Here is a 16,873-nt window from a genome sequence, read left to right as displayed (position 1 = left end):
TTGCCCTGGGTGCCGGCTGTTGCCGGCCTGTGGCCCTGAAAGTCCAATTTCACGCCGCTCTGTACACGCGGCCCAAACGCAGTAGAATCGCCCGTATGACTGATCTGACCGACACGCTGAAACAGCTCTCCGCGCTTGGACAGGAGACCCGGTTGCTGACGTTTCGGGCGCTCATGGAGGCGGGGCCGGACGGTTTGCAGGCAGGCGCCATTGCCGAACATCTGGACGTAGCGCCTAACAAGCTGTCGGGACATCTCAACATATTGGTGAATTCCGGGCTGGTCAGCGTCGCGCGTGACGGGCGCCGGATGATCTATACGGCCAGGATTGACGGCGTGAACCAGTTGCTCTCGGTGCTTGTCGACAATTGCTGTCACGGTCATCCGGAAGTGTGTGATCCGCTCGCCAGGAAATCGAAGATAAATTGTTAAATCAATATTCGGTAGAATATTGAAATAAAGTCTGTATAGCGCTAAGGTCTTCCCAGAGTCGCACGGGAGGATGACATGCGAACTGGACTGAGGACGTACGCTATAATCGCTTTGACCGGTATGGGACTGGCGGCCTGCGCGGGCGCACCGGACTCGGTCCGGGCGCCGACCGAAACTTCTCCCAAAACCGGTGACCTGGAGCTGCGCGCAAGCGGCTCTGGACACTGGGATATCGACTGTGTCGCGGTCACCGGACGGGGTGAGGCGAATGCCAGCGTGAAGGGGCGAGGGTCAACCAGTACGGACATGTTGTTTGTGCGCGATGTCTCAAACGCCGCGTGTACCTATCAGACCGGGGCCTCGCCGGTCACCTTGAAACTGATGGAGGAAGGCCTGGTATGCCCGTTCGGCGCGTTTGAAAGCGGGATTTGCCAGACAATTCTTCCAGCTGAGACCAGCGGAACACTTCAATTCTCGGTCAAATAATGTTTTAGAACCGCAACGTGACTCGGGCGCGAAGCGGGAGAGAATATGCGACGAATTTTGTGGGCCTTCGCGCTGATGGCGCACATATGCTCTGTTGCCGAGGCGGAGGAGGCTTTTCGGCTCAGGGATGCCGTAGACACTCCGGCCTGGCTGACGCTCAAGGGAGAGACCCGCGTCCGCTATGAGACGCTGCAGGGGCAGTTTCGGGCCGGCGGTGAGGGCGGCGACCAATTGCTGCTGTTCCGCAGCCTATTGCTGGCTGAAGCAGACACCGGGCCGATCTCTTTCGGGGTCGAGATACAGGACAGCCGGACCTATCTGGCCGATACCGGCACGCCGCTCTCCAGCAGCATCGCCAATCCGCTAGACCTTCTCCAGCTATATGCCCGTATCGACGAGTTGCCGGGCGTCTTCGGGGAGGGCTCGTCCAGCAAGCTGACCCTTGGGCGGCAGACGGTCTCCATCGGCTCGAAACGCCAGATCGAGCGCGTTGATTTTGCCAATGTCATCAAGAGCTATACCGGCGCGCATTTCGTCTCCACGGCTGAGCGCGGGGACGAACTCCATCTGGTCTATGTCGTGCCGACCGCGCGCTATCCGGATGCGCGGCCTGCGCTGGATGACAATGAACTTTCAGGGGATGAGGAACAGTGGGAGCGGCGCATCTGGGGCGTGCATTATCGCCGCGCGGATATCTTGCCGGCTTTGGCGCCGGGCCTCTGGGGCGAAGTGTTCGCCTACGGACTGGAAGAGCGGGATTCCGGCGACTTCCCGACGCCTGACCGGTACTATTTCGCGCCGGGCTTTCGTCTCTACCGGAAGCCTGTTTCCGGACAGTGGGACATTGACCTTGAGGGCGCCCTGAGACGCGGCAGCCGCTACGCCTCAAACGATCCATCGGACACGCAAAGCCTTGAGGTGGAAGCGTCCATGCTGTTTGCGGCGTTCGGGTATACGTTTGATATGCCGTGGCAGCCGCGCTTTGCGTTGGAATATTATCATGCCAGCGGCGACGAGGACCCGTTTGACCTCAATTACGACCAGCATGAGCGCCTGTTCGGGTCCCGGCGGACCGATCTCAACAATACCAGCATTCACGGGCCTCTGACTACCGCCAATTTGAATGCGCCGGGCTTTCGGGTGGAAGTGAAACCGAATGCCCGATGGGACGCCCGTTTCTACTATCATGCGGCGCATCTGGCGTCGAAGACTGACAGCTGGGTCATTGCCAAGCTGCGGGATCCGTCCGGCCAATCCGGCGATTTCATCGGACACACGCTGGACGGGCGGGCACGCTACTGGGTGCTGCCGGACAGTCTCCGCCTGGAACTCGGTGCCTCCGCCCTGATCTATGGCGAATTTGCCAAAGACGTACCGGGTGGTCCAGATGGGGACGAGACACTGTTCGGATACGCACAACTTACCTTTACCTTCTAGAGGGAGCCATCCTGGACAGATTTGAATGCTATCTCGTCGTCCGGGAAGCGCTCCCATCGGGTCAGCATGCATGTAAATGTCTTCGGTATGTTTTTATTCTAGGACTTCAAGCTCGCGGGATGTTTGCGTCTGGCGGGTACCGAGTGTGCAGAAGTTGGTCGCAATACATTCCTCGGTGTGGATTTGCGTCAATTTCGACGGCGGATCGACCCGGTTACGATTCAGACGATGGCGAATTCAAGCGATTGCGGGTCTCGAAATAGGAAATCGTCAGGATGCCATCCAATGGAAGGGGGCAGGCGCCTCCTTCCATTGGATTCCAGCAAGAGGGTTGGTTGTTTTTGTTCAGCACTGTCTGGACTAGTAATTATCTTTGTTGTCCAGATCGTCGACCGATCCGTCCTTGTTCGTGTCGAGGGTCGAGAACATGCGCTTGCCGGAGGCGTGGAATTCGTCGAGCGAGAGATTTCCATCTTCGTCTGTGTCAAGCACGGTAAACCGGAAATCTGCCTGGTCGATTTGGCGTTTGCGCTGTGCCTCAAGTTGCTCGAGCAAGCGGGTTTCATACTCGGAAACATATTCTTCAGACTGGACATTTCCGTCTCCGTTGGCATCGCGTCTGAGATAGCCGTTCGCGCGCTCTGACATGAATTCGGCTTCGGTGACTTGCCCATCTCCATCGAGGTCATACTTTTGGAAGAATGCATCCTTGCTATGTCCGTCAGCGGAACGACGTGGAGTTTCGGACTCAGGCGTGACTACGGTCGCGCTTGCAGTCTCGGCTTCAGCCGACGCTTTGGTGTCATGGGTGGCACACGCGGCGAGAGGCGCGAGCGCCAGGGTCAACAAGACCGGGTAAATGGATTTCATGTTTGGGTTTCCGTTCTGGTGGAAGGGTTTTTACCGAGCAACTTCGAAAGTCAGGGAGGTTGTGTAGCTGCGTTCATCAGTCTCTGCGCCTTCTGGCGCGTCCACCGCGTGACGGGTCATGAGGAGGTATTTGCCTGGCTTGTCGAAAGACAGGCTCACGGTTCCGGAGTCATCTGCCTCTACATGGCGTTCGTATTTCGGCGTTTCATAAGTTCCGCCCTGCCGTTTGATTTCCACAGATTGGCCAGCAAGCGGCTGGCCATCGAAGAGGAGCTTGAATTCAAATCCCTCTCCTAGATAAATCTCGTTTGGGTGGGTGACGGGCGTGATAAGCAAGCGACCGATTGGCAAGTTGACCGCCTCCCACGTGGAAGCTCCTTTCGTCACATAGACGTCAGCAACCGTTTCGGTCTGACTGGTGATGACCTCGGTTGTATTTTGAGGAACTTCCGCATCGGGTCCGAAAACCGCCTGCCATTCACCATCAACAAGGGCCTTCTTGCTTTTTCGACCCAAGCGGACACCGGTGGTAAATCGATAGGTTCCCTCGGTGTCCAGATCACTTTCAAGAACAACCACCTGGCGCAACTGGGTTAGGGTCTTGAAGTCTTCCCGCGAGCCATCCGGAAGAATGACATGATAGTCCTCCGAAAGAACGGCGATCTCTGGCACGAAGGGGTCCTCACTAAAGGATGCCTGCACAGTGACGTGATCGCCTTCCGTCGTGACGAATGCATTGGGATACATAAAAGATGTATGAGCGTAAGCGGCTGCGCAAAGCGTGGTAGCCGACAAGATTCCGGCTGCGCCAAATTTCAGAATTGTCATAAAGACCCCTCAGTCACGTTATTGAGAATAATTATCACTTGCATGTACTGAGAATGCGATTTAGTTGCAAGTAGAGATTTTTGATTTTTGCGGCGGCCGTCGTGCTCAGCGCCTTTTAAGTGCAGACAGCGCGTCTGCACGCTCAATCCACGGAGATTTTGATGCGAAAGACCTTGTCAGGCATGGCTTTGACATCCGTTCTGCTGGCCATGTTACCCGGTGTCGCGACGGCGGATATGTTCAAACGACATCATGATCATGTTCTCGGAACGTCCCTGGATATTGTTGTGAATGCCCCCTCAGAGATAGATGCCGACAAGGCAGAGGAGGCGATTCTCAAGGAGATCGAACGTTTGCGCGGCGTATTCAGCACGTATGACAACTCCAGCGAGATATCACGTCTAAATCGCTCCATCGACACGACAGTGTCTGACGATATGGTTCGTGTACTGGAGCGCTGTGAAGCCTATCGGATGCAAACGTCGAATGCGCTGAGCTGTCGTATTGGCAGCTTGATCGATACATGGGCCGTCGCCGAACGTGAGAACAAATTGCCAAACCGTCCCGCCATGCGAATAACTGCTGGAGAGATACGGCGCGCCAGCGTTGAAATTGATGCAGGGAAGGGAACCGTCAACCGACCGGATGAGGTGATTTTCGCTACCGATTCTTTGGCAAAGGGGTATATTCTGGACACGGCAGTCGAGGCGGCCATTGCCGCGTCCCCAAAGGTCTCAGGACTGTTGATGAACATTGGGGGTGACATACGGACCTGGGGCGCAGGCCCTCAAGACGGACAATGGGCCGTCGCGATCACCCGCGGCTCTGAGCTTGGAGAAGGCGGATCAGCGTTAGAAGGCCGTGTGCAGATAAATGAAGGGGCAGTCGCAACAAGCGGTTCGGGACATCGTGATCGTTTGGTTGGGGGGCAGCCCTATAGCCATGTCATATCCCCCGCAGATGGCTGGCCAGTCTTTCACGCTCTCACGGCGACGGTCTATGCGTCAGATGCCATCACCGCAGACGCACTTGCAACGGCACTCCTGGTGATGGACCTCAAGAGAGGATTGAATCTCGTGGAGAGTCTGCCGGGCGTAGAAGCGGAGATCGTGACGGAGGATGAAAGACATCATCAGACTTCAGGTTGGGGTGGCTTGAAGCCTGAGGGGAAGGCGACCAGCGAGATAGAGGCAAGCTGGCCGACGGGCTATGAATTTTCCATTGAGTTCGAGATTCCCGATCAAGATATTGCAGACTATGAGCGCCCCTATGTGGCGGTATGGATTGCAGACAAAGACAGAAATTTGGTGCGGATTCTCATGCTTGCCGGTCAACAAGCGCGCTGGATGGAGGAGAACTATTACTGGCACCGACGATTTGGCCGAAAGGCCGGGAGCCTTGTCGATGCGATCTCAGGTCCAACCCGGCGCCCCGGACAATACAAACTTGTATGGGATGGCCGGACAGATGATGGCCACACAGTTGGTCCAGGCGAGTACATCTTGCATCTTGAAGCTGCTCGCGAACATGGCGAGCATCAGCATGAGAGCGTTACTTTCACCCTTTCCGCTGATGCGTTCAATCACGAGATTGAGCCTGGGAATGAGCTTGGACACGTTTCGGTTCGGTTTGGCTCGACGGACTGATTTTCAAGTTGTTCCCTCGGAATATCCTCAAGACCCCTCAATCTCGACGGTAAAGCTGTGGCTGATGCCAGTTGGCGGAGCGGGAAATGGCGATGCTTTCTTCACAAAGATCAAGGCCTGACGATCAAACCTGGATGAGCCAGAGCTTTGGGAGACTTCAATGTGTTTGATCGTACCACGAGGGGAAACCGTGAATCGAATATGAGCGGATCCGGGACCGGAAGCGCGCGGTCTACGCAGTTGGGACAAGTGTCTCATCACCTCTCCCGAATAGTTCGAATGCTCCGAATTTCCTGCTGCTGGGGACTTTGCGCTTGCAGCAGAGTCGCCGCCAGATTCCTTGGTAGCTGGACTATTCGCATTGACAGACGTTTTGGCTTTTCGGTGTGAGTTGTTGCCAGCTGGCTTGTACTCGGCGGGTTCTGTCTGGGGTGCCGCTGAGGTCGCAGAGGAAACTGCCGTGGTTGGCGCTGTCTGAGCTGCCGGTTTAATTTGACGGTCTACAACGGCCGGCTCGTCAGTGTTTTCTTCAGGCAAAAGCGGGTCAGCGTCTGCAACGAGAGTTTCGGATTTGGGCTCATCCGGAGCTGTCTTCTCGACTTTGGGGGCTGCCTCCGGTGATTGAGGTGACGGTGAGGAGCGGGTGGCGGGCGGCTGTTCTGATTGTGCTGGGCTTGGTTCAGGTTCGTCCGATGGCGGGGCTTCGTGCTGGAAAGCATTTGTCGACGAGGCCATTGTTCCAAACTGCACGCCGAAGCTGTTTCCTGCCACCAATGCCGGCGGAGCGTGAGGGACTGTATACGCCAACACACTCAAGTGGGCCGCTGCCGCTGCTGACAGCGCAATCGAGAATTTGACCACATTCGCTTTCGTCATCCTGTGGTGTCCTCCGTCACGACAATGATGTTGGTCCTACCGCTCGCTCGAAGCTCTTTCACCAGCTTGAGGAGTTGCACTGCTGGCAGTTCGCGATCGGGAAGAAGGCGTAGGGAAGACGTATCTGCCGCCGGGCTGTCGAGAAGACTCTCCAGGCTGACCGGAGCGCCTCCCCGGCGTAGTTGACCGGTCTTGTCGATCGACACCGCGTCTGGAGGGACGCAGCATTCGAGATCTTGGGTCTGAACAAATCTTACAGATGGATCAGGTGGGGAGGCGAGCGTTCCTGCAATCATGAAGAAGATCAGGATCAGGAATACGATGTTGATCAGTGAGATCACGGGATCGCGGCGGGTTTGCAGTTTGCTACGCTTCACGTCGGCTCCACCACGAGCACCTCAATCCAGGGCGTACGTTTCAGTTCAGCGAGGACGTCAATCAGTGTTTGCGTGGTAACATCGTCTGTTAACTTCACCGCCACTGTCGGTACGCTTTCATCATTTTCATGTATTTCGAGCCTGTAAGCGAGATGACTCAGCGGGACCGCCTTTCCGTCCAGCAGAAGGGTATCAGTCCCAATGGTTAGTATAAGGATGGGGTTGTCGGAGGTCTTACCGGCGGCTGCAGTGGTTGAGGCTATCTCGACCTCGGAAAACTTTGAGAAACTAGAAGCCAGCATAAAGAAAAGCAGCAGCAGAAAGATCACGTCGATAAGGGACGTGATCGACGCGCGACGGCGTGGACGGGTGCGCTTAAGTGCCATATCCAGCAGCAACTATTTCTCTGGCTGACGTCTCGCGCGTCTCCGGTGTAACGAGGACTGTGAATGCATGCTCGGCGAAAGCGCGTTCGCGGTCAGTCTGAGCTTCAAACCAGGACAGCGCAATGGATGTAGGCATGGCGACGGAGAGGCCTGCGGCGGTGGTCAGCAGGGCGACCCAGATACCGCCAGCAAGGGCTGCCGGATCTACCTGTGATCCCGCAGATTGCAGGGCCTGGAACGCCTCAATCATCCCCAGCACCGTTCCGAGAAGCCCTAGCAGGGGGGCCAATTGAGCAATCGTATCAAGGACGCGAAAGCCACCTTCATAGGGTTGCAACGCGAGGTCGGCTTCGGCTTCGAGTCGGGCAACAAGGCCTTCTCGCCCGCGTAGCGGCAAAGCGGACAGAAGAATGTTCGCCAGCCAATGTTTCGATGCGCGGAGCTGATCCGATGCATCTTGCTCATCGCCAGCGTCCAGAGCGCGGATGGCAGATTTGAGCGGCTTCAGGCGTCCGATCTGATCCGACCGAAATTGCCAGTATTTGAAGCCTGTCAGGGCGAGCGTGAAAATGGATGCAAGCAGAAGGATGGTAAGGATGGGACCGCCGACATCATATAAGTTTTGAAACATTGTGAGCATGCGGGTTTCCAATCAGATTTCGCTTTGAAATTCAGTTCGCTGCGGGAATGTTTGGCGAATTGTTGCGAGCACCATGCAGCTGTTGGCAGCCGCGCATGGTGCTCGCATCGGTGGGGTACTGTCTAAAAGGCTTTCGACACCGTGAACTTGATGTTCCGCCCAGCCGCCGGACGCGTAGAAAGGAGCGGCGTGTAATTATGATCGAACAGGTTTTCAAACCCGAAGCGGAAGGATGTGTCCTTCAGGACACCTTCCTGCGGAGTGATCGTTGCGCGCAAATTGACAGTGGCAGAGCCCGGGGTCGTCGTGCCATTGCGGTCTGCTTCATCTGCCAGCACGAACTCGCTGGACAGATCGGCCAATCTCGATAAGCGCTTGCCGAGCGTGAGGCGCAGCGTGTTGGCTGGAGCATTCGTCCAATCCGCGACAGTGCTGTCTGTGCGGGTCTGTTCTGCATCAACGATATTGGCGTTGAGGTCAGCATAGTAGCCGTCGCGGCGGGCGTACGATCCTTCAAGCTCCAGCCCCTGGATTTCGATCGAGTCCACACCTGAGTAAGACGTGTTATCTTCCTGATCCGTGTGATAATAATTGGCCTTCATGGAAAGCGTATCATCCTGTCCAAGGACACCGATAAGGTCGTAGGATGCGCCGAACTCATAAGTCTTTCCGATCTCTGGCTGGCTCATATAGACCTCGTTCTCGAGGTCATCGAGAATGGGGAGGCTTTCCGTGTAAGCATAGCTTCCGAAGAGGGCGATGCCATTATCAAACTGATAACGGAGCGATGCCCCGCCCATGAGCGCGTCATTGTCATAGCTCGCAGCGCTGCCATCATCGAGGGTCCCCTCGACTTCTGAGCTTACAAACCGAAGGGCTGGTGCGAATGTCCATCCATCCAGAAAGTCGATCTGGTCGACTACGAACAGGGCGATGCGATTGTCTTCACCGCCTGGGGCCGAATTTGCATCAAGACGTTCTTTCTGGATGAACTCGATGCCCGTGCGCAAATCATGCACCAGAGCGCCTGTTTCAATATAGGCTGTGTTCTTCACGGTGAACTTCGTTGTCTCGTAGCGATGGTCGGCATCGACCGTGGCGAAGCATCCGAACGGGCCACTGCCGACAATACATTCCTGATCAATTTCCTGATTGGCGTAGGAATACACCGCATCAAGGTTCACCAAATCATTCGTGATAGGATTGAAATTGTAGGCAAGCGATATCGTTTCGGACTTGGTGTCTCGATCCACATTTCCAAATGCGCCGCCGGTCGTACCGAAGGAGTCGTATGGTTTGTCCCGTTCGGTTGTCTCAGAATTGGTATAGCTGGCGCGCATGCTGTGGTCCCCGACCGTATAGCGGGCCTTCAGCAGATAGGAGGGCAGTTCAAATTCGCTGTTCTCAATGACATTGTCATTACCATCTTCCTGATTGTGTTGCTCGCGCCAGGAATAGTTCGCAAGGAGCTCAAGGTTTTCCGTGGGTTGGACTGCGAGCGTGCTGGAGGAGTTGAATCCGTCCATATTGGTTGCGCCGCCGAGGGTTTGACGGAAGGCGAGCCCCGTTTCGCCGCCCGTGAGGTCTGACGCATCGATCGTCTCAAGGCGCACAACCCCACCGATAATGCCAGATCCGTACTCAAAGCTTCCGACAGTCCCACGGATCACTTCGACGCTCTTGTAGAGATACGGATCGGTATAGAGCTGGGTGCCAATACGATAGAGTTCTTCCGAGCCCACGCTCGCGCCATCGACCTGAATAGCTACTTTCTGGTCAGTTCCGTAAGTGCCGTTGGCGCCAAAACCACGAATATTGATCCCGGATCCGGTCGGGGTGGAGCCGTTTACGAGGGAGACGCCAGGAACGGAGTCAATCAATTCCGCAACAGTGCCAGCTTGGCGGTCTTCTATTTCTTCCTGATCGACGACCGTGACTGGTGTGGCGGTGTCGGTCTGGACTTCCCTTTTACTCTCGCCGAGCGTCAGCGTGCCGAGGAACTCCTCACTGTCAGTGTTCGCGTCTTCCTGCGCGGAGGCTGGTGCCTGAAGCATAATGATCGATACGATCGCTGTGGCCCCGAACAGGGCGGTTTTACGGTTTACGATGTGGTTCATGGACCCCTCCAGATAATACGTTAATGCAACTCAGTCGCAATGTGGGGTCGGGATAGCGCGTGGTAATCTGTTTTGCAAATGAAAATTATTCGCAAAATGAGTCTTTTAGATCGTCACCTGCCAATTCGGGGTGCCGGCCTATCTGCCTGGAGGCAGATATTCACTCATATGCCGGCCATCTGGCGGCAACCCTGCCAGTCAATGAGGGATTGAGGCTGACATGTTGCGAATTGGAGTGGAGGGCTAACTTTCGAATACGTTATGCAAGTGGGCTAGCGCTTGAGAGATTTCAGCACGTCGAATGGGCTGCTCGGGGGTGCTTCAGCTGCCGGCTCGGGAGTTTTCCGAGGTGGCGCCTTGGGCGCCGGTTTGGGACGCGTGCCCGCTTGCGAGTCGGCGGACGACTTCATGCTCAGGCTGATCCGCTTTTGGTCTATATCCACTTCCAGCACGCGAACGCGCACAATGTCGCCAGCTTTGACCACGTCGCGCGGTGACTCCACGAAGCGGTCTGCCAGTTGAGATATGTGAACGAGGCCATCCTGATGAACGCCAATATCTACAAAGGCGCCAAAGGCGGTGACGTTTGTCACGACGCCTTCCAGATTCATGCCGGGATTGAGGTCGCCGATTTCGTTGACGCCTTCCTGGAAGCTCGCGGTCTGGAAGTCAGGTCTTGGATCGCGGCCTGGCTTTTCCAGTTCGGCGATAATGTCCCGGATTGTAGGAACGCCAAATGTCGCATCAGCGAAGTCAGCTGGGTTGAGTTGTGACAGGACTGCCTTGTTGCCGATCAGGGACTTCACTGATTGTTTCGTTGCCTTGGCGATGCGTTCGACAATTGGGTAGGACTCCGGGTGTACGGCGGATCCATCCAGCGGGTCTTTGCCTCCAACGATGCGCAGGAATCCAGCCGATTGCTCGAAACTCTTTGCGCCCATGCGCGGGACTTTCTTCAACTGTTTGCGTGTCAAGAACGGTCCATTCTCGTCGCGGAAAGCGACGATGTTGCTGGCCAGCGTCGTGTTAAGTCCGGAGACATGCGTGAGGAGGGGAGCGGAGGCTGTGTTGACGTCGACGCCAACCGCATTCACGCAATCCTCCACAACCGCGTCGAGCGAGCGGGCGAGTGCAGCCTGATCGACATCATGCTGGTACTGGCCGACGCCAATCGCTTTCGGTTCGATTTTGACCAGTTCGGCCAGCGGGTCCTGAAGGCGCCGTGCAATGGAAATTGCCCCACGCAAGCTGACATCCAGATTGGGAAACTCGTCAGCAGCTAGCTGTGAGGCCGAATAGACGGAGGCGCCAGCTTCCGACACCATGATGCTGGCCAGTTTCAGCTCCGGTGCTGCCTTACCCAACTCAGCAACCAGAGCGTCCGTTTCCCGGCCGGCTGTGCCATTGCCAACGCCGACAAGATCCACGCCGTGCTTGGAGGCAAGTCGCGTTATGATGGTCAGTGCGCCCGCGCGATCATTGCGCGGCGCATGAGGATAAATGGTGGCGGTATCGAGCAATTTGCCAGTCGCATCGACTACGGCAATCTTGCACCCGGTTCGGATGCCGGGATCAATGCCCATGACCGTTTTCTTTCCGGCCGGCGCGGCGAGAAGCAAATCCTTGAGATTGTTGGAGAATACTTGGATCGCTTCTGCCTCGGCACGCTCCTTCAAACGGGCCAGCGAGTCAGAGGCACCGGATTTGGCAAGCTTGGTCGACCAAGCCTTTTCGGCGGTTTCCCGCATCCAGCGATCACCGTTGCTACCCGATGCGTTAATGCCAAATTCCTGGCAGATTCGAGCGATTGCCTGACGCGGCGTATCAGCCTTGCGTGTCTGGATTCCGACCCCGACTTTCAGTACGCCTTCTTTCTCTCCGCGCAACATTGCTAGAGCGCGGTGGGACGGCATTTTCTCGAGCGGTTCAGCGAAGTCCGCATAATCCCGAAATTTGTCAGCCTGTTTGCCTTTGACCAGCCGTGAACTCAATTCACCCGCCTCCCAGACCTTTTCCCGGACGTGGCGGACGATGGATGGAGTTTCGACCATTCGTTCGATCAGAATGTCTCGGGCACCTTCGAGAGCTGCCGATACCGTTTCCACATCCTTGGTACTATCAACATAGGCAACAGCCAGTTTTTCAGGATCGCCTGCACATTTCAGGAGTGTTTCGGCCAAAGGCTCGAGCCCCTGTTCACGTGCAATTGTCGCCCGCGTTCGACGTCTCGGCTTGTATGGTCGGTACAGGTCTTCCAACTCAACCTTGGTTTCAGCATTCCAGATCGCACGCTCAAGCGGGCGCGTGAGTTTTTGCTGCTCACCAATGGACGACAGGATTGTTTCACGCCTTGCTTGTAGCTCTGTCAGATAGGTGTAGCGCTCTGCCAATTGCCGCAATTGAGTGTCGTCCAGGCCGCCCGTACGTTCCTTCCGATAGCGTGCGATGAAAGGTATGGTCGCGCCCTCTTCAATGAGCGCAATCGTCGCCGCAACCTGCGCTTCGCGGACGCTGAGATCGCGGGCAATTATTTGAGCGATGGAAAAGGAAGCGGCGGATTCAGACAGCTTGACTGCAGGCATGAACACTTGGGCCTTCGTAATTAAGACAGTTCCAGAAAAAGAGGTGGTAAGCCGAAGCGATACCGCTGCCTTGCATCTTGGAGATCAAGGTTAACCAAATGTTGCGAAGAGCGGAATGGGATGTCATTCGCGCCATCTTTCGCAGCGCTCAAGTCTTGCTCTACAATTTGCCAAACCCGGCCTTGTTCAGGCCGGGTTCGTATGGGGGGCAAGTTCCGCGACGATGGTCGCCATAAGTGCCGTAAATCTCAGGATATCCGGCTTGACGTCATATGAGGCCAGCCATCGCCGCGACAATTTCGGGATGGACAATGTCACCATGGGCTACATTGATGCCGGCATGCAGATGTGGATCGGTCTTCACGGCTTGTTCGGTGCCCAAATCGGCCAACGCCATCGCATAGGGCAGGGTGGCGTTTGACAGGGCGATTGTGGATGTTCGGGCAACTGCTGCTGGCATATTGGTAACGCAATAGTGGCAGACACCATCAACATTGTAGACGGGTTCGTCATGTGTGGTCGGACGGCTGGTTTCGAAACAGCCGCCTTGATCAATGGCGATATCCACAACCACTGATCCGGGCTTCATCATCGAGATTTGTTCGGCTGAAACGACCTTTGGCGCAGCCGACCCGGGAAGCAGGACAGCCCCGACCACCAAATCAGCGGTCAGAAGTGAAGCTTCGATCGCAGCCGATGTGGAGTAAAGACATCGGGCGCGACCCGCGAAGAATGCGTCCAGTTCCCGAAGACGATCAAGTGAGCGATCGAGGATGGTGACATTTGCTCCCAGCCCGACGGCCATTTCCGCCGCATTCCGTCCTGCGACGCCACCTCCGATGACGAGTACCTTGCCTGGAGCGACGCCGGTAACGCCACCCAATAGTGTACCCGAGCCACCTTGAGCTATTTCAAGATACTTGGCGCCAGCCTGAACTGACAAGCGTCCGGCCACTTCACTCATTGGGGTAAGCAAAGGCAAGCGTCCAAACCGGTCGGTTACTGTTTCATAGGCAATGCAGGTAGCGCCCGACTTCAAAAGTCCGCGGGTCTGTTCAGGGTCTGGTGCCAGATGAAGATAGGTGAACAGCGTGTGTCGTGGTTGCAGGCGCGCGATCTCAACTGGTTGAGGTTCTTTCACCTTGATGATCATATCGGAAGAGTCGAACAATTCGTCCGCATTCGTGGAAATTGTGCAGCCTGCCGATTCATACAGTTCGTCAGAAAATCCAACCATTTCGCCCGCGCCGGTTTCGACGAATACAGAGTGACCCGACCGTACGAGTTCCTGGGCGCCTTGTGGCGTCAGGCCCACGCGATATTCACGGTTCTTGAGTTCTTTTGGGGTGCCAATACGCAAGTCAACAATCCTTTGAAATGTGGGTCCGATATATGAAGGAGGGTCTAGAAGTTCGCGACCAGATTTACGCGAAGTCGCTGTTGCCAGTCGTCGGTGGCGAACGGGATGAGGATTTCATCCTTGAGCCGATACGCATACAGGCTCGTATTCATCTGGAGGTGCTCGCTGAGTGCGTAGGAGAACGAGTATGTGTGCTGAAGATAGTTGCTGGCATATGGTATGTTATCTTGCGCAAAGGCCGCGAATACCGAGTCGGCTTCTGCGACATGATAGCCATATCCGAAACTATAGGTTCCTGGCGCGCTCGCCTGTCCAAGCGATGCGGAGACTGAATAGCCTGTATCATAGTCGTCCGCACCGAGATTGCGAACATATTCAGCCTTGATTTCCAGTGGCCAGCGATCTCCAAAGCCGGAAAAGGACGCTTCCGTCATGATATTGAGAAGATCAAAATCGGACAGATAAGCGCCTGAACCATCAAGCAAGTTGGTGCGTGTATCACCGGAGTCTGCCGTGCCAACCGCCTCGATTTCATAGTCGTAATATCCGGCTGCAAATCCGAACTCCCACGCTTCGCTGGCTTTTTGATCGAGGGTGAGCTGAAATCCGGATGCTGTGCTGTCTTGGGCGGCGGTCGAACGCTCAATCGGGAAAAACAGCGCGCTACCCCCGATACGAGTCGAACCATTGTCGAGAGCCACGTAGCGGGCTGCCAAGCCTTGCGGGTTCACATCGCCATCCCAGACGAGATCCGTGCGCCGGAATGGGTTCGCAAATTTTCCGCCCAGAACGGACAATTTTCCGAACGTCTTGATGCCGTAAATTTGGTCCAGGCTTACCTGAAGATCGTCATTGAAGTTGGAGAGCGAAACGTCGGCTGAATTTGGATCGTCAGGATCTCCAGTGACGAGCCTGGCACCAAGTTCGAGAGTAGGTGACGCGGCATATGTGGCCGCGATACGCCCACGCACGACGCCGCGCGCATCATCGCGTTCGTCGCCATCAGACGAGTTATGCTCATATCTGAGGCGCATATCGCCACTTATGTTGAGATTCCCAGTCGGGGCGGCAGGACGCGTATCTGCGACCGTGGCTTCTGCCACGACGACGCGGGACGTGTCCCGGTCGCTTGTTGCAAGCTTGGCTGGCACATTTGTCGCGTCTTTCAGCATCCGCTCAAGGCGCGCCAGTCGTTCGTCCTGTAAGCGTAGTTTTTCCTGCAGCTCGGCGATGAGAGCTGCTGGATTATCCGTTGCGGCGTCCTGGGCCAGTGCGGCCATTGGCACCGTCGCAGAAGCGATAGCCATGATAGCGCTGGCTTTCAGGAGGTGAAATTTTGTCGAAACCGTATTCGGGTAGAACATCAGATTCCCCCCATCGCGATATACTTCACATTCAGATAGTCATCGAGGCCGTAGCGAGACCCCTCGCGCCCGATGCCGGATTCCTTGACGCCTCCGAAAGGTGTTGCCTCTCCTGAGATCGCAATATCGTTCAATCCAACCATGCCGACTTCCAATTGCTCAGCGACACGCCAGGCGCGCGAAAGCTTTCGGGTCCAGAAATATGCGGCGAGCCCATAAGGCGTATCATTGGCCAATGCGATGGCGTCTTCGTCGTTTTCGAAAACGAGAACCGGCGCAACTGGGCCAAAAATCTCAGTGTGTGCGATGTCCATATCCGTTGTGACATCGCACAGGATGGTAGGCGGCATGAAATTTCCGACGTCTGAGGAGTGACGAGACGTGGACACTGTCGCGCCCTTTTCGACAGCGTCTGCTATCAGGGCCTGAACCTTGTTCTTAGCGGCGGTGTTGATCATTGGCCCCATGTCAGAAGATGGATCAAGTCCGTCCCCAACATTCATGGCCTCTGCCGCTGCCACGAATTTATCAAGGAATGCGTCCTTGATGGACGTGTGTAATAAAATGCGATTGGCGCAGATGCATGTTTGTCCAGCATTGCGAAACTTTGCGACCAGCGCGCCTGCAACGGCTGCATCGATGTCTGCATCATCGAACACGATGAGGGGCGCGTTCCCACCCAGTTCGAGTGACATGCGTTTTACGCTGTCCGCGCTCTGTTGCATGAGCAGTTTCCCCACGCGCGTAGATCCGGTGAAGGAGATCTTGCGAACGAGTGGATGGCTGGTCAGTGTCTGGGCAACGGGCGCTGGATCTTTCGAAGTGATGACCTGGAAAACGCCGGCTGGGAAACCGGCATCCTCTGCCAGGCATTCCAGTGCCAGCGCTGACAAGGGCGTTTCATCGGATGGCTTCAGGATGATCACGCACCCGGCGGCCAGTGCAGGCGCAGCCTTGCGGGTTATCATGCCGCTCGGAAAGTTCCAGGGCGTAATGGCGCCGACAATTCCCACGGGCTGCTTGATGACGAGCTGTCGCCGGGAGGACGCGCTGGTCGGTATCACATCACCGTAAGCGCGTTTGGCCTCTTCAGCGAACCATTCAATATAGCTGGCATTAAACGTCACTTCCCGGCGGGCTTCTGCCAAAGGCTTGCCCTGTTCGAGTGTCAGTATTTCGCCAAGTTCTTTTTCTGATGCGAGAATAAGGTCATGCCACCGCCGCAGTATCGCTCCGCGTTCTCCCGCCGTCAGCCCGGCCCATGCAACCTGTGCATCATTTGCCAGCGCAATCGCTTTTACCGTTTCCGGCGCGCCCAGATCCGGCACTTTTGCCACAATGGATCCGTCTGCGGGATTGGTCACGGTAAATGATTTTGCCACAGACGATGCGGCTATGCGCTCCTTCAACCGGTGCAGCAGAGCATTCGACGTCGCTACGAAGTCCGCAGTCGAGACTTGCATGACGGACATA

General features: G+C 56.0%; 15 protein-coding genes. 4 read left to right on the top strand and 11 right to left on the bottom strand.

The window, feature by feature from the left end; translation table 11 throughout:
* The first annotated feature begins 95 nt into the window (after window positions 1-95).
* The 3 genes from B2P82_RS08570 to B2P82_RS08560 all read left to right on the top strand — a co-directional run bounded on the left by B2P82_RS08570 (window position 96) and on the right by B2P82_RS08560 (window position 2,354).
* On the top strand, window positions 96-431 hold the full coding sequence (locus B2P82_RS08570; protein ID WP_290496480.1) for an ArsR/SmtB family transcription factor: 336 nt from the start codon (window positions 96-98) through the stop codon (window positions 429-431).
* A gap of 75 nt (window positions 432-506) precedes the next feature.
* On the top strand, window positions 507-917 hold the full coding sequence (locus tag B2P82_RS08565; RefSeq protein ID WP_290496478.1) for a hypothetical protein: 411 nt from the start codon (window positions 507-509) through the stop codon (window positions 915-917).
* 45 nt (window positions 918-962) lie between these two features.
* Window positions 963-2,354 (top strand): alginate export family protein, encoded by a 1,392-nt coding sequence (locus B2P82_RS08560; protein ID WP_290496474.1) that lies wholly within the window; start codon window positions 963-965, stop codon window positions 2,352-2,354.
* Window positions 2,355-2,714: 360 nt separating this feature from the next.
* On the opposite strand, the gene B2P82_RS08555 is transcribed toward B2P82_RS08560, so the two are convergent.
* The gene (locus B2P82_RS08555) at window positions 2,715-3,224 is read right to left on the bottom strand and encodes an EF-hand domain-containing protein (RefSeq protein WP_290496472.1); all 510 of its coding nucleotides are present in this window, start codon (window positions 3,222-3,224) and stop codon (window positions 2,715-2,717) included.
* A gap of 30 nt (window positions 3,225-3,254) precedes the next feature.
* Window positions 3,255-4,052: a DUF4198 domain-containing protein gene (locus tag B2P82_RS08550; RefSeq protein WP_290496469.1), complete on the bottom strand. Its 798-nt coding sequence runs from the start codon at window positions 4,050-4,052 to the stop codon at window positions 3,255-3,257.
* Window positions 4,053-4,213: 161 nt separating this feature from the next.
* Between B2P82_RS08550 and B2P82_RS08545 the strand changes: the two genes are divergently transcribed.
* Window positions 4,214-5,698: a DUF2271 domain-containing protein gene (locus B2P82_RS08545; protein WP_290496467.1), complete on the top strand. Its 1,485-nt coding sequence runs from the start codon at window positions 4,214-4,216 to the stop codon at window positions 5,696-5,698.
* Between the two features lie 27 nt (window positions 5,699-5,725).
* On the opposite strand, the gene tolA is transcribed toward B2P82_RS08545, so the two are convergent.
* The 9 genes from tolA to B2P82_RS08505 all read right to left on the bottom strand — a co-directional run bounded on the left by tolA (window position 5,726) and on the right by B2P82_RS08505 (window position 16,872).
* Complete coding sequence (gene tolA / locus B2P82_RS17060) at window positions 5,726-6,433, bottom strand: cell envelope integrity protein TolA (protein WP_414652026.1); 708 nt, start codon at window positions 6,431-6,433, stop codon at window positions 5,726-5,728.
* 137 nt (window positions 6,434-6,570) lie between these two features.
* A complete protein-coding gene (locus B2P82_RS08540) occupies window positions 6,571-6,951 on the bottom strand; it encodes an ExbD/TolR family protein (RefSeq protein WP_206990574.1) in 381 nt (126 codons plus the stop codon).
* On the bottom strand, window positions 6,948-7,349 hold the full coding sequence (locus tag B2P82_RS08535; RefSeq protein ID WP_206990573.1) for an ExbD/TolR family protein: 402 nt from the start codon (window positions 7,347-7,349) through the stop codon (window positions 6,948-6,950). Before B2P82_RS08535 ends, B2P82_RS08540 begins: the two co-directional genes overlap by 4 nt.
* Window positions 7,327-7,977, bottom strand: coding sequence for a MotA/TolQ/ExbB proton channel family protein (locus B2P82_RS08530; RefSeq protein ID WP_290496464.1), 651 nt, complete (start codon window positions 7,975-7,977; stop codon window positions 7,327-7,329). The genes B2P82_RS08535 and B2P82_RS08530 overlap by 23 nt, the downstream gene beginning before the upstream one ends.
* 122 nt (window positions 7,978-8,099) lie before the next feature.
* Complete coding sequence (locus B2P82_RS08525) at window positions 8,100-10,094, bottom strand: TonB-dependent receptor domain-containing protein (protein WP_290496462.1); 1,995 nt, start codon at window positions 10,092-10,094, stop codon at window positions 8,100-8,102.
* A gap of 272 nt (window positions 10,095-10,366) precedes the next feature.
* A complete protein-coding gene (locus B2P82_RS08520; protein WP_290496460.1) occupies window positions 10,367-12,676 on the bottom strand; it encodes a Tex family protein in 2,310 nt (769 codons plus the stop codon).
* A 268-nt stretch (window positions 12,677-12,944) separates the two neighbouring features.
* Window positions 12,945-14,036, bottom strand: a complete 1,092-nt coding sequence (gene ald / locus B2P82_RS08515; RefSeq protein ID WP_206990570.1) for an alanine dehydrogenase — start codon at window positions 14,034-14,036, stop codon at window positions 12,945-12,947.
* 44 nt (window positions 14,037-14,080) lie between these two features.
* Complete coding sequence (locus B2P82_RS08510; RefSeq protein WP_290496457.1) at window positions 14,081-15,400, bottom strand: putative porin; 1,320 nt, start codon at window positions 15,398-15,400, stop codon at window positions 14,081-14,083.
* Window positions 15,400-16,872, bottom strand: coding sequence for an NAD-dependent succinate-semialdehyde dehydrogenase (locus tag B2P82_RS08505; RefSeq protein ID WP_290496455.1), 1,473 nt, complete (start codon window positions 16,870-16,872; stop codon window positions 15,400-15,402). The genes B2P82_RS08510 and B2P82_RS08505 overlap by 1 nt, the downstream gene beginning before the upstream one ends.
* Window position 16,873: the final 1 nt, after the last annotated feature.

Origin of the sequence: Hyphomonas sp. UBA4494, assembly GCF_002388935.1 — a bacterium.
Lineage (GTDB): Bacteria > Pseudomonadota > Alphaproteobacteria > Caulobacterales > Hyphomonadaceae > Hyphomonas.
Note: the sequence above shows the minus strand (reverse complement) of the source record. Positions and strands in the feature narration are given on the sequence as shown.

Coding starts and splice junctions, on each gene's coding strand:
- B2P82_RS08510 (WP_290496457.1), bottom strand. CDS start 15,400: ATGTTCTACCCGAATACGGTTTCGACAAAATTTCACCTCCTGAAAGCC.
- B2P82_RS08520 (WP_290496460.1), bottom strand. CDS start 12,676: ATGCCTGCAGTCAAGCTGTCTGAATCCGCCGCTTCCTTTTCCATCGCT.
- B2P82_RS08545 (WP_290496467.1), top strand. CDS start 4,214: ATGCGAAAGACCTTGTCAGGCATGGCTTTGACATCCGTTCTGCTGGCC.
- B2P82_RS08560 (WP_290496474.1), top strand. CDS start 963: ATGCGACGAATTTTGTGGGCCTTCGCGCTGATGGCGCACATATGCTCT.
- B2P82_RS08550 (WP_290496469.1), bottom strand. CDS start 4,052: ATGACAATTCTGAAATTTGGCGCAGCCGGAATCTTGTCGGCTACCACG.
- B2P82_RS08505 (WP_290496455.1), bottom strand. CDS start 16,872: ATGTCCGTCATGCAAGTCTCGACTGCGGACTTCGTAGCGACGTCGAAT.
- B2P82_RS08570 (WP_290496480.1), top strand. CDS start 96: ATGACTGATCTGACCGACACGCTGAAACAGCTCTCCGCGCTTGGACAG.
- B2P82_RS08530 (WP_290496464.1), bottom strand. CDS start 7,977: ATGCTCACAATGTTTCAAAACTTATATGATGTCGGCGGTCCCATCCTT.
- B2P82_RS08525 (WP_290496462.1), bottom strand. CDS start 10,094: ATGAACCACATCGTAAACCGTAAAACCGCCCTGTTCGGGGCCACAGCG.
- B2P82_RS08565 (WP_290496478.1), top strand. CDS start 507: ATGCGAACTGGACTGAGGACGTACGCTATAATCGCTTTGACCGGTATG.
- tolA (WP_414652026.1), bottom strand. CDS start 6,433: ATGGCCTCGTCGACAAATGCTTTCCAGCACGAAGCCCCGCCATCGGAC.
- B2P82_RS08555 (WP_290496472.1), bottom strand. CDS start 3,224: ATGAAATCCATTTACCCGGTCTTGTTGACCCTGGCGCTCGCGCCTCTC.